This window comes from Phyllobacterium sp. NPDC097923 (assembly GCF_044760925.1).
In the GTDB taxonomy this organism is placed as follows: domain Bacteria; phylum Pseudomonadota; class Alphaproteobacteria; order Rhizobiales; family Rhizobiaceae; genus Phyllobacterium; species Phyllobacterium calauticae.
Window position 1 is genome coordinate 137,356 of sequence record NZ_JBIWBL010000007.1, and the last position, 18,223, is coordinate 155,578.

Annotated in this window: 18 protein-coding genes; 13 read left to right on the forward strand and 5 right to left on the reverse strand. The window is 61.8% G+C overall.

Annotated elements, in window-relative coordinates; genetic code table 11:
* Nucleotide 1: 1 nt before the first annotated feature.
* The 4 genes from ACIQWS_RS23425 to ACIQWS_RS23440 all read left to right on the forward strand — a co-directional run bounded on the left by ACIQWS_RS23425 (nucleotide 2) and on the right by ACIQWS_RS23440 (nucleotide 5,262).
* The gene (locus tag ACIQWS_RS23425) at nucleotides 2–922 is read left to right on the forward strand and encodes an ABC transporter permease (protein WP_403184771.1); all 921 of its coding nucleotides are present in this window, start codon (nucleotides 2–4) and stop codon (nucleotides 920–922) included.
* Nucleotides 923–952: 30 nt separating this feature from the next.
* Complete coding sequence (locus ACIQWS_RS23430; protein ID WP_403184774.1) at nucleotides 953–2,572, forward strand: ABC transporter substrate-binding protein; 1,620 nt, start codon at nucleotides 953–955, stop codon at nucleotides 2,570–2,572.
* Between the two features lie 72 nt (nucleotides 2,573–2,644).
* Nucleotides 2,645–3,589 (forward strand): acetamidase/formamidase family protein, encoded by a 945-nt coding sequence (locus ACIQWS_RS23435; protein WP_403184776.1) that lies wholly within the window; start codon nucleotides 2,645–2,647, stop codon nucleotides 3,587–3,589.
* Nucleotides 3,586–5,262, forward strand: coding sequence for an ABC transporter ATP-binding protein (locus tag ACIQWS_RS23440; RefSeq protein ID WP_403184777.1), 1,677 nt, complete (start codon nucleotides 3,586–3,588; stop codon nucleotides 5,260–5,262). Before ACIQWS_RS23435 ends, ACIQWS_RS23440 begins: the two co-directional genes overlap by 4 nt.
* Here the strand turns inward: ACIQWS_RS23440 and pcaF are convergent, their stop codons facing one another.
* Genes pcaF through ACIQWS_RS23455 form a run of 3 tightly spaced genes read right to left on the reverse strand, consistent with a single transcriptional unit; the run spans nucleotide 5,263 to nucleotide 8,113 of the window.
* Nucleotides 5,263–6,468, reverse strand: coding sequence for a 3-oxoadipyl-CoA thiolase (pcaF, locus tag ACIQWS_RS23445; protein WP_403184779.1), 1,206 nt, complete (start codon nucleotides 6,466–6,468; stop codon nucleotides 5,263–5,265). It abuts the gene before it with no gap.
* On the reverse strand, nucleotides 6,468–7,241 hold the full coding sequence (locus tag ACIQWS_RS23450) for a CoA-transferase subunit beta (RefSeq protein WP_403184781.1): 774 nt from the start codon (nucleotides 7,239–7,241) through the stop codon (nucleotides 6,468–6,470). The genes pcaF and ACIQWS_RS23450 overlap by 1 nt, the downstream gene beginning before the upstream one ends.
* A gap of 11 nt (nucleotides 7,242–7,252) precedes the next feature.
* Nucleotides 7,253–8,113, reverse strand: coding sequence for a CoA transferase subunit A (locus tag ACIQWS_RS23455; RefSeq protein WP_403184783.1), 861 nt, complete (start codon nucleotides 8,111–8,113; stop codon nucleotides 7,253–7,255).
* Nucleotides 8,114–8,293: 180 nt separating this feature from the next.
* Here ACIQWS_RS23455 and ACIQWS_RS23460 point away from each other — a divergent pair, with 180 nt between their 5' ends.
* The gene (locus tag ACIQWS_RS23460; RefSeq protein WP_346305940.1) at nucleotides 8,294–9,049 is read left to right on the forward strand and encodes an IclR family transcriptional regulator; all 756 of its coding nucleotides are present in this window, start codon (nucleotides 8,294–8,296) and stop codon (nucleotides 9,047–9,049) included.
* Nucleotides 9,050–9,061: 12 nt separating this feature from the next.
* On the opposite strand, the gene ACIQWS_RS23465 is transcribed toward ACIQWS_RS23460, so the two are convergent.
* Entirely contained in the window at nucleotides 9,062–9,940 is an 879-nt protein-coding gene (locus ACIQWS_RS23465; RefSeq protein WP_403184785.1) for a helix-turn-helix domain-containing protein, read from the reverse strand.
* A 112-nt stretch (nucleotides 9,941–10,052) separates the two neighbouring features.
* Here ACIQWS_RS23465 and pobA point away from each other — a divergent pair, with 112 nt between their 5' ends.
* Both pobA and ACIQWS_RS23475 read left to right on the forward strand, forming a co-directional pair.
* Nucleotides 10,053–11,225, forward strand: coding sequence for a 4-hydroxybenzoate 3-monooxygenase (gene pobA, locus ACIQWS_RS23470; protein ID WP_403184787.1), 1,173 nt, complete (start codon nucleotides 10,053–10,055; stop codon nucleotides 11,223–11,225).
* A 96-nt stretch (nucleotides 11,226–11,321) separates the two neighbouring features.
* Nucleotides 11,322–12,095, forward strand: coding sequence for an APH(3')-II family aminoglycoside O-phosphotransferase (locus ACIQWS_RS23475; protein ID WP_403184865.1), 774 nt, complete (start codon nucleotides 11,322–11,324; stop codon nucleotides 12,093–12,095).
* Here ACIQWS_RS23475 and pcaQ read toward each other — a convergent pair.
* The gene (pcaQ, locus tag ACIQWS_RS23480) at nucleotides 12,068–13,015 is read right to left on the reverse strand and encodes a pca operon transcription factor PcaQ (RefSeq protein WP_403184790.1); all 948 of its coding nucleotides are present in this window, start codon (nucleotides 13,013–13,015) and stop codon (nucleotides 12,068–12,070) included. The two genes, ACIQWS_RS23475 and pcaQ, sit on opposite strands and share 28 nt — an antisense overlap.
* A 99-nt stretch (nucleotides 13,016–13,114) precedes the next feature.
* On the opposite strand from pcaQ, the gene pcaD reads away from it, so the two are divergent.
* The 6 genes from pcaD to ACIQWS_RS23510 all read left to right on the forward strand — a co-directional run bounded on the left by pcaD (nucleotide 13,115) and on the right by ACIQWS_RS23510 (nucleotide 18,069).
* Complete coding sequence (pcaD, locus tag ACIQWS_RS23485; protein ID WP_403184792.1) at nucleotides 13,115–13,921, forward strand: 3-oxoadipate enol-lactonase; 807 nt, start codon at nucleotides 13,115–13,117, stop codon at nucleotides 13,919–13,921.
* On the forward strand, nucleotides 13,918–14,322 hold the full coding sequence (pcaC, locus tag ACIQWS_RS23490; protein WP_346305946.1) for a 4-carboxymuconolactone decarboxylase: 405 nt from the start codon (nucleotides 13,918–13,920) through the stop codon (nucleotides 14,320–14,322). Before pcaD ends, pcaC begins: the two co-directional genes overlap by 4 nt.
* A 12-nt stretch (nucleotides 14,323–14,334) precedes the next feature.
* On the forward strand, nucleotides 14,335–15,075 hold the full coding sequence (gene pcaH / locus ACIQWS_RS23495; RefSeq protein WP_403184794.1) for a protocatechuate 3,4-dioxygenase subunit beta: 741 nt from the start codon (nucleotides 14,335–14,337) through the stop codon (nucleotides 15,073–15,075).
* Nucleotides 15,075–15,689 (forward strand): protocatechuate 3,4-dioxygenase subunit alpha, encoded by a 615-nt coding sequence (gene pcaG / locus ACIQWS_RS23500; protein WP_403184796.1) that lies wholly within the window; start codon nucleotides 15,075–15,077, stop codon nucleotides 15,687–15,689. Before pcaH ends, pcaG begins: the two co-directional genes overlap by 1 nt.
* A gap of 3 nt (nucleotides 15,690–15,692) precedes the next feature.
* Entirely contained in the window at nucleotides 15,693–16,766 is a 1,074-nt protein-coding gene (locus tag ACIQWS_RS23505; RefSeq protein WP_403184798.1) for a 3-carboxy-cis,cis-muconate cycloisomerase, read from the forward strand.
* A 130-nt stretch (nucleotides 16,767–16,896) separates the two neighbouring features.
* Entirely contained in the window at nucleotides 16,897–18,069 is a 1,173-nt protein-coding gene (locus tag ACIQWS_RS23510) for an ABC transporter substrate-binding protein (RefSeq protein WP_403184801.1), read from the forward strand.
* Nucleotides 18,070–18,223: the final 154 nt, after the last annotated feature.

Genomic DNA, 18,223 nt, shown 5'->3' on the forward strand with positions numbered 1-18,223 from the left:
TATGGCTTTGCTCATTCTACGCCGCCTTGTGCAAACCGCGCTGATCCTGGTCGGCGTCGCCGCGATTACGTTCCTGCTGCTCTATGCCTTGCCGGCGGACCCCGCGCGCATGATTGCCGGGCGCAGCGCCACCGCGCAGACGGTGGCCAATATCCGCCGCGAGCTTGGTCTGGACCAGCCCCTGCTCGTGCAGTTCTGGACCTATCTGCAGGGTATTCTCCAGGGCAATCTCGGCCGTTCCTACGCGCAGAAGACCGATGTCGGCGCGCTGATCCTTGCCCGTCTTCCCGCCACTTTGATCCTGATGGCCGCGGGCATATTCGTTGAAGTCGTCCTCGGCCTCATCCTTGGGATCATCGCCGCCTTGCGGCGGGGCGGCATGGTCGACAGGGTTGTGATGATGGCCTCGTTCGTCGGCGTCTCCGCGCCGCAATTCGTTGTCGCCCTGCTGTTGCTCTACGTCTTTGCCGTCACGCTCGGCTGGTTCCCGATGAGCGGCTTCGGGACGGCGGCCCACGTCGTGCTGCCCGCGGCAACCCTCGGCATTCTCGGCGCCGGCTGGTACGCCCGCATGGTGCGCTCGGCCATGATCGATGTGCTCAATCAGGATTATGTGCGTACTGCCCGGGCCAAGGGCCTGTCGTCGGCGCGCATCGTGCTGCGCCACGCCCTGCCCAATGCCCTCCTGCCGATCATCGCGATGATCGGCATCGATATCGGCCAGTTCATGGGCGGTGTCGTTGTCGTCGAAGCGGTCTATGGCTGGCCCGGCATCGGTCAATTGGCGTGGCAGGCCATTCAACAGGTCGACATCCCGATCATCATGGGGGTGACTCTCGTTTCCGCGCTCGCGATCGTCCTCGGCAACCTGCTTGCCGATATCATCGCGCCGCTGATCGATCCGCGTATCCGTGCGCGCTGAATTTCAACCAGAACAAGAAAAGGGAACAGAATGTTAAACCGCTGGCTTCGCAACACCACCATGGCAACGGTGCTTGTCCTATCGCCGCTGCCCGCATGGGCTCAGGAAACGCCGAAACAGGGTGGCGATGTGCTCATCACCTACAAGGATGATATCGCCACACTTGATCCCGCCGTCGGCTATGACTGGGTCAACTGGTCGATGATCAAGAGCCTGTACTCACGCCTGATGGACTATACGCCGGGAACGCCGGATCTGGTTCCGTCGCTTGCTGAGACGTTCGATGTTTCCCCCGATGGCCTGACCTATACGTTCAAGCTGCGCAAGGGCGTCAAATTCACCAATGGCCGCGAGCTTGTGGCGTCCGACGTCAAATACTCGATCGAGCGCGCCGTCAATCCGAAGACACAGGGCCCGGGTGCCGGTTTCTTCAGCGCGATCAAGGGCTATGAAGACCTGTCCGGCGGCAAGACCACGACACTTGAAGGCATCGAAGCGCCGGATGCCAGCACGGTGGTCTTCCATCTGTCGCGTCCGGATGCCACATTCCTGCATGTCCTTGCCATCAATTTCGCGTCCGTCGTCCCGCAGGAAGCCGTCGAGGCTGCCGCCGGTGATTTCGGCAAGAAGCCGGTTGGCTCGGGAACGTTTGTCCTGAAGGAATGGACCATCGGCCAGCGCCTCGTCTTCGCGCGCAATCCGGATTATTTCGTCAAGGACATGCCGCATATCGACAAATTCACGGTGGAAGTCGGCCAGGAACCGCTCGTTGCCCTCCTGCGCCTGCAAAAGGGCGAGGTCGACATTGCCGGTGATGGCATTCCGCCGGCAAAGTTCCTTGAGATCAAGAACTCTCCGGCGGGTGCCGGGATGATCGTGGATGGCGACCAGCTGCATACCGGTTATGTGACGCTGAACACCAGGATCAAGCCGTTCGACAATGTGAAAGTGCGCCAGGCGGTGAACATGGCCGTCAACAAGGAGCGCATTACCCGCATTCTCAATGGCCGCGCCACGCCCGCGAACCAGCCTTTGCCACCGGCAATGCCGGGCTATGATAAGGGTTATACCGGCTATGCCTATGACGTGGCGAAGGCCAAGGCTTTGCTGGCAGAGGCCGGTTTCCCCAGCGGCTTCCAGACCATCCTCTATTCAACCAATACCGATCCGCAGCCGCGTATCGCGCAGGCCATCCAGCAGGATCTGGCCGCCATCGGCGTCAAGGCGGAAGTGCGCGCGCTGGCGCAGTCCAACGTGATCGCGGCGGGCGGCACGGAAGGCGAAGCACCGATGATCTGGTCGGGCGGCATGGCGTGGATTGCCGATTTCCCCGATCCGTCGAATTTCTACGGACCGATCCTCGGTTGCTCCGGTGCGGTCAGCGGCGGCTGGAATTGGTCGTGGTACTGCAATGCCGATCTCGACAAGCGTGCGGTCGCGGCGGACTCCCTGTCCGATCCGGCCAAGGCAGCCGAGCGCGCGGGCGTCTGGGGCAAGATTTTCACGGATATCATGGCCGATGCGCCGTGGATTCCCGTGATCAACGAGCGCCGTGTTGTTGCCAAGTCGCCGCGCATGGGCGGTTCGGACAAGATCTATGTCGATCCGACCCGCGTCATCAATTACGACGCGATCTACGTCAAGCAATAAACCGGTCCTGACCTTGACCCATCCCCGGGGAACACGCCCCGGGGACCTGCATCATATTCCGGGAGATCTGACATGTGCATCGCCTGCACCCACACCATTCATCGCGCAAAACATCATTTCGGCTGGAACCGCGACTTCGAGCCAGCATTGGTCGCCAAGGCCGGTGAAACGATTCATTTCGAGTGCCTCGATTCCTCCGGCGGGCAGCTGGGCAAGGGATCGACGCTGGAAACCCTCGGCGCACTCGATTTCGGCAAGATCAACCCCGTCACCGGACCTGTCTACGTGGACGGTGCCAAGCCGGGCGATGCCCTGAAGGTCACCATTCGGCGCTTTGTCCCGTCGGGTATCGGCTGGACCGCCAATATCCCCGGTTTCGGCCTGCTGGCGGACCAATTCCAGGAACCTGCGCTGCACATGTGGACCTATGACCCCGTCAGTATGGCACCGGCGCTTTACGGTCCCGGCGGCCGCGTGCCGCTGAAGCCCTTTGCCGGGACGATTGGCGTCGCACCGGCTGAACCGGGATTGCATTCCGTTGTCCCGCCGCGCCGGGTTGGCGGCAATCTCGATATTCGCGACCTGACTTCGGGCGTGACGCTTTACCTCCCGGTGGAAGTGGACGGCGCGCTGTTTTCCATCGGCGATACCCATGCGGCACAGGGCGATGGCGAAGTCTGCGGCACAGCCATCGAAAGCCAGATGGAGGTGGAAGCCACCATCGAACTGGTCAGGGATGCCCGGCTGCAGAGCCCGCGCTTCACCACGACCGAACCGGTCACCCGGCATCTCGACGGCGCAGGCTACGATGTGACGACCGGAATCGGCCCCGATCTGATGACCGGCGCCCGTGAAGCCCTCATGCGCATGATCGATCTGCTGGGCGCCGAACATGGCATGAGTTCCATCGATGCCTATCTGCTCTGCTCGGTCTGCGGTGATCTGCGTATCAGTGAAATCGTCGATGCGCCAAACTGGGTGGTGTCGTTCTATTTCCCGAGGATCGTGTTCGCGTGATCGTGTCTGCCCAAAAGCCCATCCTGACCGTCCGCAACCTGTGCGTCGACGCCCGCACGCCGCAAGGACGGCGGCGGGTGCTCGACGATATCAGCTTCGACCTCAATGCCGGGGAAACGCTGTGCATTGCCGGTGAATCCGGTTCCGGCAAATCGGTGACATCGCTCTCGATCATGGGCCTGTTGCCGAAAGCCTCGCTGCAGGTGGCATCGGGCAGTATCCGGCTCGGCGACAAGGACCTGGTCGCGCTGTCGAACCGCGCCATGCGGAGCGTACGCGGCGGCGATGTGGCGATGGTGTTCCAGGAGCCGATGACGTCGCTGAACCCGGTCATGTCAATCGGGGCACAGCTGACGGAAGCCATCCGCGAACATCAGGGCAGCGAAGGGGGAATGGCGGATGCCATCGCGCGGCGGATGCTCGATGCCGTGCACATCACCGATCCAGCCCGCCGCCTGTCGCAATATCCACATGAACTTTCCGGCGGCATGCGCCAGCGGGTGATGATCGCAATGGCCCTCTCCTGCCGGCCGAAAGTGCTGATCGCCGATGAACCGACGACGGCGCTTGATGTGACGGTTCAGGCGCAGATCCTGAAACTGATGCGTGAATTGAAACAGGAGTTCGGCGCCTCGATCATCCTGATCACCCATGACATGGGCGTTGTCGCCGAAATGGCGGACCGGGTTGCGATCATGCAGAATGGCCGCATTGTTGAGCAGGGCGAGGCACTGGCGATTTTCGAAAAGCCCAGCCAAACCTATACTCAGGAACTATTGGCGGCCGTGCCGCGCCTGGGGGCCCATGCGGGAACCGAGGGGCCGCCGCGTGTAAGCGCGCAGGCCGCGTCTGTTGTGCCGGTATCAGCCTCGCCGATCCTGCATGTCCGCAATCTGAACGTGACCTATGGCAGCCCGGCGCGGTGGCTGTTCAAGGGCAAGCCGCCGCTTGCCGCCGTCGACGATGTCTCTTTTGCGTTGCGTCCGGGTGAAACATTGGGGCTTGTCGGCGAAAGCGGCTCGGGCAAATCGACCACCGGCAAGGCAGTTCTCGGGCTGATCCCGTTTACCGGCGATGTCGTCATCGACGGCAGGAACATTGCCGGCTTGCATGCCCGGCAGATGCAGCCGGTTCGCCGCTCGGCGCAGATGATTTTCCAGGATCCTTATGCCTCGCTCGATCCGCGCATGGCGGTGGGGGCTGCCATTGCCGAACCCTTGATTATTCACGGTCTGGGCGGGCGGAGCGAACGCGCCGACCGGGTGGCGGACCTGTTGCGGCGGGTCGGCCTGCAGCCGGATGCGGCGACGCGCTATCCGCACGAGTTTTCCGGCGGCCAGCGCCAGCGCATCTGCATTGCGCGCGCCCTTGCCCTGCAGCCGAAACTGATCGTGGCGGATGAAAGCGTGGCGGCGCTCGACGTTTCCGTGCGGGCCCGGGTGCTCGATCTCATGCTGGAATTGCAGGAAACGATGGGGCTCGCCTATCTCTTCATATCGCATGACATGGCGGTGGTGGAGCGCATGTCGCACAATGTGGCGGTCATGCGCGGCGGGCGCATCGTCGAAATGGGAACGCGCCGCGCGGTTTTCGAGAATCCGCAGGATGACTATACAAGGGCGCTGATGGCGGCGGTGCCGATCCCCGATCCGCGGGCCCGGCACTTCGCCTGATCAGACCCGTTCGAGGGCAACCGCGATGCCCTGGCCGACACCGATGCACATGGTGGCCAGTGCGTAGCGGGCTTGCCTGACACCGAGTTCCAGTGCTGCGGTTCCGGTGATGCGTGCGCCGGACATCCCCAGGGGATGGCCGAGGGCAATTGCTCCGCCATTGGCATTGACGTGGTCGGCATCGTCGGCAAGACCGAGTGCGCGCAGGCTGGCAAGGCCCTGCGAGGCAAAAGCTTCGTTGAGCTCGATCACGCCGAAATCCTGCGGTGTCAGGCCAAGCCGCGCGCAGAGTTTCTCAGTGGCGGCAACAGGGCCGATCCCCATGATGCGCGGTGGAACACCGGCGGTCGCACCGCCGATGATGCGGGCGATAGGGGTCAGGCCGTATTTCCGCGCTGCCGCTTCAGATGCGATGATCAGCGCCGCTGCACCGTCATTGACACCCGAAGCATTGCCCGCCGTCACCGATCCGCCCTTCCTGAAGGGCGTCGGCAGTTTGGCCAATTGCTCGAGCGTTGTCTGCGGGCGCGGATGCTCGTCGCGGTCGACGATCACCGGGTCGCCCTTGCGCTGGGGAATGATGACGGGCGTGATTTCCCTGGCGAGCCGGCCATTGTCCATGGCCGCCCCTGCCCTTTGCTGGGAGCGCACGGCGAAAGCGTCCTGATCGGCGCGCGCGACATGAAACTCCTCGGCGACGTTTTCGCCGGTCTCCGGCATGGAATCGATGCCATATTGCTGCTGCATCAGCGGGTTGACGAAGCGCCAGCCGATGGTGGTGTCGTGAATCTCGGCGTGGCGCGAAAACGCGCCTTCGGCTTTCGGCAGAACGAAGGGCGCGCGCGACATGGATTCGACGCCGCCGGCAATAGCAATCTCGATTTCCCCGGCCTTGATGGCGCGGGCCGCCGTGATCACCGCATCCATCCCCGAACCGCACAGGCGGTTCATCGTCGTGCCGGGCACCGTCACCGGCAGGCCTGCCAGAAGCAGGGACATGCGAGCCACATTGCGGTTGTCCTCGCCCGCCTGATTGGCGCAACCATAGATGACTTCACCGATGGCTTCCCAGTCGACGGAGGGATTGCGCTCTATCAGCGCTTTCAGCGGAATGGCGCCCAGATCGTCGGTGCGGACGGAGGCTACGGCGCCGCCGAAGCGGCCGATGGGCGTGCGGATATAGTCGCAGATATAGGCTTCAGACATCAGGCGGCCTCGTGAGCGCGTTTCGTGCGGGCATTGATATCGCGCAGCACGGAAAGTTCGGTTGCAGTGGGGACTGGCGTTTCCACGATCTCCTTAGCAAACCGGACGGGCCAGCCGCAATTCTCTTCGATCTGTCCGCGTGTCACACCCCTGTGGATCGAAACGACGGTCAGCTCTTTGGTGACCGGATCCGGCTCGAAAATGCACAGGTCCGTTATGACGCGGGTTGGCCCTTTGGTCTTCATGCCGAGGCGTGCGCGATGATCGCCGCCCTCGCCATGCCCCATCGAGGTGATGAAATCGAGATGATCGACAAAGCCGCGATTGGTCAGTGCCATGGTGATGAAAATCTGGCCGCAATTGCTGGCTATTTCCGGTGCGCCGCCGCCGCCGGGCAGCCGCACTTTCGGTGCATCATAGGGGCCGACCACCGTCGTGTTGAGATTGGCAAAGCGGTCGATCTGCGCGCCGCCGAGAAATCCGGTGGTGATGCGCCCGCCCTGCAGCCAATAGCGGAACATTTCTGGCACCGACACGGTGAACAAGGCGGTGTCGCAGAGTTCGCCGTCGCCGATGGAAAGCGGGAGCACATCCGGCTTGGTGCCGATGGTGCCGCTTTCGTAGATCAGCGTGATGTCAGGCGCATGGGTCAGCCGCGCCACGTTGCAGGCGGCGGAGGGTGCGCCGATCCCGACAAAGCAGACATCGTCATTGCTCAGCGCGCGGGCAGCCGCGATGGTCATCATTTCCGTGGGGGTGAAATCCTGGGTCATGGTCTTGCTCCTCACGCTGCATTCGCCGCACGCCGGACGGCGTGACGGGCAAAATCTTCCGGCTTGCCGGCAAGGACATTCTCCCTGATCCACGCTGTAAAGCTGTCGCGGTCGCGGGCGATCTTGTCCCAGGCGATGTAGAAGGCATTGGAGCGCTGGTAGTAGCCATGCGCATAGGAGGGGAAGGCGCCGCCCGGCACATGCACGACAGCGCTGATGGCCCATTGGGGCAGGACCACAGCATTGGGCGATGGCGGGTTCAACTGGTCGACGATTTCCTCCACCGTCACGATGGAACGGCTGGCGGCCAGCACCGCCTCCTTCTGCACGCCGGAAATGCCCTCGATCAGCACATTGCCCTGCCGGTCGGCACGCTGGGCGTGGATGATCGACACGTCAGGACGGATGGAGGGAACGGCGGCGAGCACCTCACCGGTGAAGGGACAGGTGACCGACCGGATGTTCGGATTGACCTTGGCAAGGTCAGCGCCGATATAGCCGCGCAGCACGGCGAACGGCAGATTGGCTGCGCCCGCCTCATAGGCATTGGCCATGGCCGCGTGCGAATGTTCCTCGATCTCAAGCGGTCGCGGCCACTGGTTTTCCACCGCATCGCGGAAGCGGTGCAGCGAGCCCACGCCGGGATTGCCGCCCCAGGAGAACTTCATGCCGCGCGCTGCGCCGACGCCGATCAGCTGGTCGTAGATGAGGTCAGGCGTCATGCGCACCAGGAAGAGCTCCTTGCGGCCCTGCCGGATGATCTCATGCCCGGCGGCATAGGGAATGAGGTGGGTGAACCCTTCCATGGCGAGCGTATCGCCATCCCTGACATTGTCCCCGATCGCTTCGGCAAGCGTGCAGATTTTTGCCACGTCTCTCTCCCTGTCGCTGTTCCCGAAGTACGGCGATGGCCGGCATCCGGTGCAAACCTCCATTTGTCCCTATGGCGTAGTCCCGCCGCGTTCCGCCCGTCAATGATTTTGTGCGTTATTTGACATTTGTTCGCATATCGCACAAATTGTGCGGAAATGCAGCGGATAAGGCAGGTGCGGATGCGTGAAACGGACTTCATCAGCGGTTTTGCCAAGGGGCTTGCCGTCATCGAGGCCTTCGATGCGGTCAATACGCGTCTGTCGATCACGGATATTGCGCGGATGACCGGGCTGGAGCGCGCCACGGCCCGGCGCTGCCTGCTGACGCTCACACAGCTTGGCTATGCGGAATATGACGGAAAATTCTTCACGCTGACGCCGCGCATCCTGCGTCTTGGCCATTCCTACCTGTCATCGACGCCCCTGCCCCGGCTGATGCAGCCCTTTCTCGACCAGCTGTCGGAAAAAACCGGTGAAAGCGCCTCGGCTTCGGTGCTCGACGGTAATGAGATCGTCTACATCGCGCGTGCCTCGCACAAGCGTGTCATGTCGATCAATCTCAATCCCGGCAGCCGCCTTCCCGCCTATTGTTCCTCCATGGGCCGGGTCCTGCTCGCGGCGATGAGCGATGACGACGCACTGCGCATCCTTGCAGGCAGCAACCGCCCGGCGAACACGCCGCGCACGAAGACCACGCTGCCGGATCTGATGGATGAAGTGCGCACCGTCAGGGCGCAGGGCTATGCGGTGATCGACCAGGAACTGGAGATCGGGCTGTGCTCCATCGCGGTTCCCGTCCGCAACACGCGCGGCATGACCATTGCCGCCATCAATGTCGGCGCGCAGGCGCCGCGCGTGACGATTGCGGAAATGATCGAGCGCTATCTGCCCGCCATGCAATCGACCCGAGATACCATCGCCGCGGTGCTGGTATGACAGGCCGTCGGTTCAGACAGCCATTCTGGCGCTTTGCTCGGTGCGGTACTGCCGGGGTGTCGCGCCGGTCTCCCGGGTGAAAAACCGGGTGAAATAAGCCGGATCAGCAAAGCCGAGATCATAGGCGATCTGCTTGATACTGGCAGAGGTGAACACCAGATCGCGCTTCGCCTGATCGGCAAGGCGGCGTGCCAGCAGGCCATTGGTGCTCTGCCCCGTCGCCGCCTTGACGATGCGGTTGAGATGGGTTGCCGACAAACCGAGGTGTCCGGCATAGAATTCCGCCGGGCGATGTTCGCGGAAATGCCGGTTGACCATGATGTTCAGCAGTTTCAGGCGCTCTTCCGTACTGGAGCTTTCACCGCCGGGCGGCAGTTCCGGGGCGGTCATGCGCGCGGCCAGAAGAACGATGGATTTGAGATAGGATTCCACCAAATCGTCGTGAAAGGCGCCGCCCGATACCAGCTCAGCGCACAGGCGTTCGAGACTGTGCGTCAGAAACGCTGCATCGGCGTGATCGGGTACGAGCGAAATCAATCGCGGCGGCATGCCGGCGTCGCAGATGGTGCGGCCGGAAGACCCGAAGCGCGCGGCCAGCATGGTGATGACGATGCCATCCATATCCCGGGAAAACCGGAAACCATGCTCGCATTGCGGCGGCACGGTGATCATGACCGGCGGCTGTATGGGATGGCTGTGCGCGCCGAAAACCGCATCGCCGGTTCCGCCGCGAAAGTACAAAATCTGAAAGAATGCCGCATGGCGATGGGTTTTGATCTCCCAATTGTGCAATTGGCTTCTGGAGGCGATTGTCTCCCAATGCAGCCAGAAATCCGGCCGTTTCGGATGGTTTTCGCCGTAGAGATCATAGGTTGGTACTGCGCCGCTCATCGGTTCCTCCCGTCCCCAATGTTCAGATTGTCCTGTTTTTTGCCTGAGAAGTCCATTGTTCAGTTGCGTCCTGCCGCTAGCCTTGCGCAATTATTTCATGCTGGGAGGCATCATGCGCACGCACGTGGCTATCATCGGGTCTGGACCTGCCGGGCTTCTGCTCGGTCAGCTTCTGACCCGGGCCGGTATCGACAACATCATCCTCGACCGGTCGGGCAAGGACCATATTCTGGGGCGCGTGCGCGCCGGAGTGCTGGAAGAGGGCACGGTGCGGCTGCTGGACGAGGCGGGCGCCAGCGCCCGTCTGCATGCGGAAGGCCTGCCGCATGACGGCTTTTCGCTGGCGTTCGACGGGCGCAATCATCGCATCGATCTGTTCGGCCTGACAGGCGGCAAGCGGGTGACGGTGTACGGCCAGACCGAGATGACCCGTGATCTGATGCAGCAGCGCGAGGCAAGCGGCGCCCCGGCATTTTACGGAGCGCAGAACGTTGCCATTCATGATTTCGACGGGGAAAAGCCGTTCGTCACCTTCGAAAGGGACGGCAGACCCAACCGCATCGATTGCGACTTCATTGCCGGGTGCGACGGATTCCATGGGGTCAGCCGCCGGTCCGTGCCGGCGGAGGCGATCCGGACGTTCGAACGCACCTACCCCTTTGGCTGGCTCGGTGTTCTGGCGGAGGTGCCTCCGGCGGCACACGAGCTGATCTATGCCAACCATCCACGCGGCTTTGCACTGTGCTCGATGCGCTCCCTGACGCGCAGCCGCTATTACGTGCAGTGCCCGCTGGACGACAGGGTGGAGGACTGGTCCGACGACCGGTTCTGGGATGAGTTGCGGCGCCGGCTGCCGGAAGAGGATGCGGCCGCCGTCACAACAGGCCCGTCATTTGAAAAGTCCATCGCGCCGCTTCGCTCGTTCGTGGCCGAACCCATGCGCTTCGGCCGTTTGTTCCTGGCTGGCGATGCCGCCCACATCGTGCCGCCGACGGGGGCAAAGGGTCTCAATCTGGCGGCCAGTGACGTGCATTATCTGTTCGAGAGTCTGCGTGACTATTACACCGACAAGAGCATGGCGGGCCTTGATGATTATTCGCGCCGTGCACTTCTACGTGTGTGGAAGGCCGTGCGGTTTTCCTGGTCGATGACGATGCTGATGCATCGCTTTCCCGATACCGGCGCATTCGGCCAGAAAATACAGGAAGCCGAACTCGATTATCTCACCCACTCCCGGGCGGCATCAACGGCGCTTGCCGAGAACTATGTGGGACTGCCGTTTTAGGTTATTGCTTCGGTTCCACCGCACGCATATGCGTGCCTGAGAACACGCCTGAAACCGGACATTCCCATGACCGCGACAACAAATCCGCCGGACGCGATGCTTGTGCCGCCACAACTGCAAGCTCTCGTCGCGGGCTACTGCTGGAGCCGCGACGCGCTCGGCTGTTCCAATGCGCAGGTTTTCATGCTGCAAGGCGAAGGCTTGCCCCGGCTCTTCATCAAGGTCGAAGCCGTTAGCCCTTACGGTGAGTTGCCCGATGAGGCGGCGCGGCTTCGCTGGCTGTCCTCCCGCGATATGCCCTGCCCCGATGTTCTCTTCGAGGGCGCCCATGCGGGCCGCTTCTGGCTGTTGATGAGCGGGGTTCCCGGTGACGATCTTGCCTCGGCCGATTCATTATCCATCGAAACGCGTATCCGGATTTTTGCCGGGGCGCTGCGCCAGCTGCATGCGCTCGATCCCGCGACCTGTCCGTTCGATCACCGGCTTGACGGGCGCATTGAAGCCGCGCGGGCCCGCATGCAGGCCGGGCTGGTGGACGAGACGGATTTCGACGACGATATGCTGGGAAAGACGGCATCTGACCTTTTCAGCCGGCTGGTGGCCGAAAAGCCGATGGTTGGAGATGTGGTTGTTACCCACGGCGATGCCTGCCTGCCGAATTTCATGGCCGGGAATGGCATCTTCACCGGCTATATCGACTGCGGCCGGCTTGGTCTTGCCGATCGCTACCAGGATATTGCGCTGGCATGCCGCAGCATTGCGGATAATTTCGGCGACGAAAGAGTGGAGCTTTTTCTGGATTGCTACGGCCTGATGCAGGCCGATCCGGCAAAGCTGGCTTATTACCGGCTGCTCGACGAGTTTTTCTGATCCGGTTTCATCTCCCCCGCCGCCTCGCGGATGGTCTGCATCAGGATCATCAGCGGCAATGACGGGGTAACGTCCGCGCGGGTTGTCAGGCCAACCGGTCCCTTGGTCTCGGTCGTGTCGATGGGCAGCAACGCAAGCGTTCCGTCGGCGATATCGCTGGCAACCACCCCTGCGGAAATGATCCACACCGCCTGATGCGAGCGGACGAAAGCCCGGCCAAAAGCATCGGAGACCGTCTCGATCTGATGCGGCAGCTTGGCCACGCCATTGGCGATGAGAAACCGGTCGACGAAGGGCCGGATGATGGAGGCCCGCGTCGGCATCAGCACCGGGAATTCGGCAAGGCGATTGAAAATGTCCTCGCTGGCATTGAGCAGGGGATGGCGGGCACTGACGGCAAACACCACCTGTTCGGAATAGAGATGTTCGAAGGAAAAGCCGGTCATTTTTTCCGGCGCCGCCAGCCGTCCGACCACGAGATCGAGATCGCCGAGCCGCAATTGTTCGAGCAGCACGGCATTTTCGCCGGTGACGATTTTCAGCCGGCTCTGTGTCTTCTCCTGCAGGAACAGGCTGATGGCCTGCGGCATGATGCGGGTGGAAACCGTCGGCAAGGCACCCACCCGGACGGGAATCCCCTCGCCCGACTGCTCGTTGCTGACGGAATCGATGCCCTGCCGCAGCGCGGTGATCGCGGCCCCCGCATAGCGCAGGAAAACCTCCCCGAACCGGGTGATGCGGATGCCGCGCCCGTCGCGCTCGAACATGGCAACCCCGAGCACCTCTTCCATTTCTCGAATGGTTTTGGTTACAGCCGGTTGGCTGATATGAAGAATCGCCGCCGCCTTCATCACGCTTTTCTGGCGGGCAACTTCGAGAAAAGTCTGCAGGTGGCGGAACTTGATACGGCCGTCGATCATATATTTCATAACCCCGGGGTTAAGCGAATGCGGCAAGATATCATTTTACTGAACCAAATGCATAATCCATTATCGACATAACTGACCGGGAGGATTTCGGTGCAATTTGCTCACATCAATGGCGTCACGCTGCATTACCAGTTGATCAGCGCGCCCGCAGGCAAGCCCGTGCTGGTTTTCGCCAACTCCCTCGGTACGGATTTTCGCATCTGGCGTGACGTGATCGTGCGTCTGGTCGGAGAGTTTGCCGTCGTCACCTATGACATGCGTGGACATGGCCTTTCCGATCTGGGAGCGCCTCCTTACAGTATCGACGATCATGTCGGTGATCTCGCGGGTTTGCTCGACTACCTCTCGGTCAAGGATGCCGTCATCTGCGGTCTGTCCGTCGGCGGGCTCGTGGCGCAGGGACTTTATGCGAAACGACCGGAACTCGTGCAGGCTCTGGTCCTGTGCGATACCGCGCACAGGATCGGCACGGCCGATTTCTGGAATGCGCGCATCGATGCCGTGACCCGGAATGGCATCGCATCCATTGCCGACACGATCCTGCAGCGCTGGTTCACCCCGGCCTTCCACCGGGAGCGGGCCAATGATCTGACCGGCTACCGCAACATGCTTATCCGCCAGCCTCCCGATGGCTACAGCGGTACCTGCGCTGCGCTGCGCGATGCGGATTTCACCGAAGCGGCAAAGCGCATCGCGGTGCCGGCCATCTGCATTGTTGGGGATCAGGACGGCTCGACGCCGCCGGATCTGGTGCTCGAACTGGCAAAGCTCATCCCGCGTGCGCGCTATGAGGTGATCCGGGATGCGGGCCATATTCCCTGTGTCGAACAGCCGGAAACGCTGGTCGCCGTGATCAGGGCCTTTGTCGATGAATTCAAGCTTGGAGGGAAATCATGACGGATACGGCTGCCCCATCGCGGCGTTATCTGCAGGGCATGGCCACGCGCCGCGTCGTGCTGGGCGAAGAGCATGTCAACCGGGTGGAAACCACCAAGACCGATTTCGATCAGCCCTTCCAGGAACTGATCACCGAGGCGGCGTGGGGGCATGTCTGGTCGCGGCCCGGCTGGACGAAGCGCGAACGCTCGATTGTCACCATCGCGCTCCTGGCCGCGCTTGGTCAGGATGACGAATTGACCATGCATATCCGCGCGACGGCCAATACGGGTGCGACACAGGACGATATCTGCGAAGCCCTGCTGCACGTTGCAATTTATGCGGGTGTTCCGGCGGCAAACCATGCCATCAAGCTGGCAAAACAGGTCTATAAGGAACTCGAGGCCGGACAGGCCGCGTGATGGGAGGCAACTGTGTCCAATAGAAAACCGGAAACCGGAGCATTCTTCCAGCGCGACAGGCAATGGCATCCGCCTGCCTGTACGCCGGACTACAAGACAAGCGTCGTCCGCTCGCCGCAACGGGCGCTGTTGTCGCTCGACAATACACTGTCGGAAATCACTGGTCCGGTATTCGGCCATGCGCTGCTCGGCGAACTCGATGCGGACCTGATCCACAATTTTGCCCGGCCGGGTGAAAGCGCCATCGGCCAGCGCATCATCGTGCATGGCCGCGTGGTGGACGAGCGCGGTCTCGGTGTGGCGGGTGCGCTGCTCGAATTCTGGCAGGCCAATGCCGGCGGACGCTACCGCCACAAGCGCGAAGGTTATCTCGCGGCCCTCGATCCGAACTTTGGCGGCTGCGGCCGCACCATCACGGATGAGGATGGCTATTACCGGTTCCGCACGGTCAAGCCCGGCGCCTATCCCTGGCCGAACGGCGTCAATGACTGGCGTCCGGCCCATATCCATTTTTCCGTTTTCGGGCACGGATTTGCCCAGCGGCTGATTACCCAAATGTATTTCGAGGGCGATCCGATGATCTGGCAATGCCCCATCGTCAAATCGGTCCCCGACAAGGCGGCCATCGAGCAGTTGATCGCCGCGCTCGACCGTCAGAACACCATCCCCATGGATGCGCGCGCCTACAAGTTTGATATCGTGCTGCGCGGGCGCCGTTCCACGCTGTTCGAGAACCGCCTGGAGGGCAATTAATGGTTCAGTCCCTGGGTTTTCTCAAGGAAACGCCGTCGCAGACCGCCGGACCCTATGTGCATATCGGCTGTACGCCGAACTTCTCGGGGATCACGGGCGTTTACGCTACCGATCTTGGCGTTGCCATGGTCAATGACCGGACGCTGGGCGAGCGCATCACCCTGCGCGGCCGGATTTTTGACGGGACCGGCACGCCGCTGCGCGATGCGCTGGTGGAAATCTGGCAGGCGGATGCTGCGGGACTGTACAACAGCCCCTCGGAAATGCGTGGCACTGCCGATCCCAACTTCACCGGTTGGGGCCGTTGCCCGACGGATATGGAAACCGGCGAGTATGTGTTCGAGACGATCAGACCCGGCCGTGTGCCCTATAAGGACGGCAGACTGATGGCACCGCACGTGACGCTGTGGATCGTGGCGCGCGGTATCAATATCGGTCTGCAGACCCGCCTGTATTTCGCTGATGAAGAGGCCGCGAACACCGAAGACCCGGTCTTGCTGCGCATCGAGCACCGCAACCGCGTGCCGACGCTTCTCGCGCGCCGGGAGGGATCGGCCTATCATTTCGATATCCATCTGCAGGGGGAGAAGGAAACTGTCTTCTTCGATATCTGACCGATGAGTATCTCGCCCTTCGATCATCCGTTTCTTTCCGGTCTTCTCGGCGCGCAAGCGGCGACGGACTGGTTTTCCGCCAGCGCCGATATTGCCGCCATGCTCGATTTCGAGGCGGCACTGGCGCAGGCACAGGCGGATGAAGCGGTCATCTCCGCCGATGCCGCGCGGGCAATTGCAACAGCCTGCCGGTCTTTCGTGCCTGACATGACGGCCTTGAAGGCCGCGACCGCCCGCGATGGTGTCGTCGTGCCGGAGCTGGTGTGGCAATTGCGTGTGACAATTCCCGAGGAACATCGGAACGCCCTGCATTTCGGCGCAACCAGTCAGGACGTCATCGATACCAGCCTGATGATCCGGTTGAAGCCTGCCATTGCCTGTCTTGCCGACGGGCTGGACGATGTGATTGCGGGGTTGGATCGGCTCGAGGCTGCCTTTGGCGCAAACAGCCTGATGGGGCATACGCGCATGCAGGCGGCTATGCCCATTACCGTTCATGACCGCATCGACGCGTGGCGGGCACCCTTGTTTCGCGACAGCGAACGGCTCGCCTTTCTCGCCCGGTCTTTTCCGGTCATTCAACTGGGCGGCGCAGCGGGCAGGCTGGAAAAGCTTGGCGATAAGGCGGATGCCGTTCGGCAGCGCCTTGCCGCGGCGCTTGGCCTGCATGACGCGCCGCAGTGGCACAGCCAGCGCGACCGTATCGCCGATTTCGCCGGTTTCCTTTCGCTCGTGACGGGCAGCCTGGGGAAAATCGGGCAGGATATTGCCTTGTTTGCACAATCCGGCGGCGAGATCAGCCTTCGTGGCGGGGGAAGTTCATCGGCGATGCCGCACAAGCAGAATCCGGTTCAGGCTGAACTGCTTGTCACACTCGCCCGCTACAACGCCACGCAGCTTTCCGGCATGCACCAGGCGCTGGTGCACGAGCAGGAGCGGTCCGGCACGGCGTGGACACTGGAGTGGATGATCCTGCCGTCCATGGTCATGGCATCAGCGACATCGCTGCAGGCGACGAGCAGCCTGTTGTCTTCCATAACGGGGCTCGGAAACGGCAAGTCGCCGGAAAAATCATAACTCAGGGATTATGCAATAGCGCATAGTTTTCATTTTACATTACCAACCGGTATGAGACATTGAACGAAACATTCCAAACGGACCAGATGAGGAGAATGATCTGGCCGGCAGGGGATCAAAGGGAGGAATGATGAAAAAGCTTATTCTGGCTGCAGCGGCAGCCGTCCTGCTTGGCGGCGTGGCCTATGCCGATGTGATCAAGATTGGTGTGGTCGGCCCGTTCTCGGGTCCGTTCGCCATTCAGGGCAAGAACTTCAAGGCCGGCATTGACGCCTATATCGCCACCCATGGCAACAAGATCGGCAATGACACGATCGAAGTGCTGTACCGCGACGTGCCGCAGGCCGATCCCGCACAATCAAAGGCGCTGGCGCAGGAACTGGTGGTGAAGGAAGGCGTGCAGTATCTCGCGGGCTTCTATTTCACCCCCGATGCCATGGCTGTCACGCCGCTGCTGCAGCAGGCCAATGTGCCGCTGGTGGTTATGAATGCGGCGACCTCGGCCATTGTCACCAAGAGCCCCTATGTGGTGCGCACATCGTTCACCACCTGGCAGACGTCCGCACCCATGGCCAAAATTGCCCGTGAGCGCGTTATCGAGAAGGCCATCACCGTGGTCAGCGATTACGGACCGGGCGTGGATGCGGAAAACGCCTTCAAGACCACCTTCGAGAAGGAGGGCGGCAAGGTCGTCGAATCCATCCGCATGCCGCTGTCGACCAATGATTTCAGCCCGGTCATGCAGCGGGTGCGCAATTCCGGGGCGCAGGCCGTCTTTGCTTTCCTGCCATCGGGTCCGACGACGCTCGGCTTTGTCAAAGCCTATAATGAGAACGGCCTGAAGGAAGCCGGTGTGCAGTTTCTGGCGCCCGGCGATCTGACGCAGGAATCCGATCTGCCGGCGCTTGGCGATGCGGCACTCGGTATCCTCACCACGTTCCATTATGCCATTGCGCATGACTCGCCAGAGAACAGGGCCTTTGTCGAGGCCGCGCGCAAGGCCATCGGCAATCCGGCAGAACTTTCATTCCCTTCAGTCGGCGCCTATGACGGCATGCATGTCATCTACAAGATGATCGAAGCCACCGGCGGCAAGCAGGACGCCAAGAAGGCAGTCGATGCGGTGAAGGGCCTTGCCTGGGAAAGCCCGCGCGGGCCGGTGTCCATCGATCCGGAAACCCGGCACATCACGCAGAACATCTATCTGCGCGAAGTCGCCAAGGGCAGTGACGGCGCCTATTACAACAAGGAAATCAAAACGTTCGAGAAACAGCCCGACCCCGGTCTGGCTGCGGCCAAATAGGCGATAGCCGATGCGAAATCTATCTGATTCAGGCACCCCTCTCTGTCCTGCCGGACATCTCCCTCGCAAGGGGGGAGATCAGCCTGCATCACTGTTTCAGTCAGTTCTGAGACATCGCAAAGTCAGTACAAGTGCAGATGTCGATGTGATCTCC

Bases quoted from the DNA above. Each gene is read 5' to 3' on its own strand.
- pcaG (WP_403184796.1), top strand. From the start codon at position 15,075: ATGGTTCAGTCCCTGGGTTTTCTCAAGGAAACGCCGTCGCAGACCGCC.
- ACIQWS_RS23450 (WP_403184781.1), bottom strand. From the start codon at position 7,241: ATGACCCAGGATTTCACCCCCACGGAAATGATGACCATCGCGGCTGCC.
- ACIQWS_RS23475 (WP_403184865.1), top strand. From the start codon at position 11,322: ATGCTTGTGCCGCCACAACTGCAAGCTCTCGTCGCGGGCTACTGCTGG.
- ACIQWS_RS23505 (WP_403184798.1), top strand. From the start codon at position 15,693: ATGAGTATCTCGCCCTTCGATCATCCGTTTCTTTCCGGTCTTCTCGGC.
- ACIQWS_RS23510 (WP_403184801.1), top strand. From the start codon at position 16,897: ATGAAAAAGCTTATTCTGGCTGCAGCGGCAGCCGTCCTGCTTGGCGGC.
- ACIQWS_RS23430 (WP_403184774.1), top strand. From the start codon at position 953: ATGTTAAACCGCTGGCTTCGCAACACCACCATGGCAACGGTGCTTGTC.
- pcaF (WP_403184779.1), bottom strand. From the start codon at position 6,468: ATGTCTGAAGCCTATATCTGCGACTATATCCGCACGCCCATCGGCCGC.
- pcaC (WP_346305946.1), top strand. From the start codon at position 13,918: ATGACGGATACGGCTGCCCCATCGCGGCGTTATCTGCAGGGCATGGCC.
- pcaQ (WP_403184790.1), bottom strand. From the start codon at position 13,015: ATGATCGACGGCCGTATCAAGTTCCGCCACCTGCAGACTTTTCTCGAA.
- ACIQWS_RS23435 (WP_403184776.1), top strand. From the start codon at position 2,645: ATGTGCATCGCCTGCACCCACACCATTCATCGCGCAAAACATCATTTC.
- ACIQWS_RS23425 (WP_403184771.1), top strand. From the start codon at position 2: ATGGCTTTGCTCATTCTACGCCGCCTTGTGCAAACCGCGCTGATCCTG.
- pobA (WP_403184787.1), top strand. From the start codon at position 10,053: ATGCGCACGCACGTGGCTATCATCGGGTCTGGACCTGCCGGGCTTCTG.
- ACIQWS_RS23460 (WP_346305940.1), top strand. From the start codon at position 8,294: ATGCGTGAAACGGACTTCATCAGCGGTTTTGCCAAGGGGCTTGCCGTC.
- ACIQWS_RS23465 (WP_403184785.1), bottom strand. From the start codon at position 9,940: ATGAGCGGCGCAGTACCAACCTATGATCTCTACGGCGAAAACCATCCG.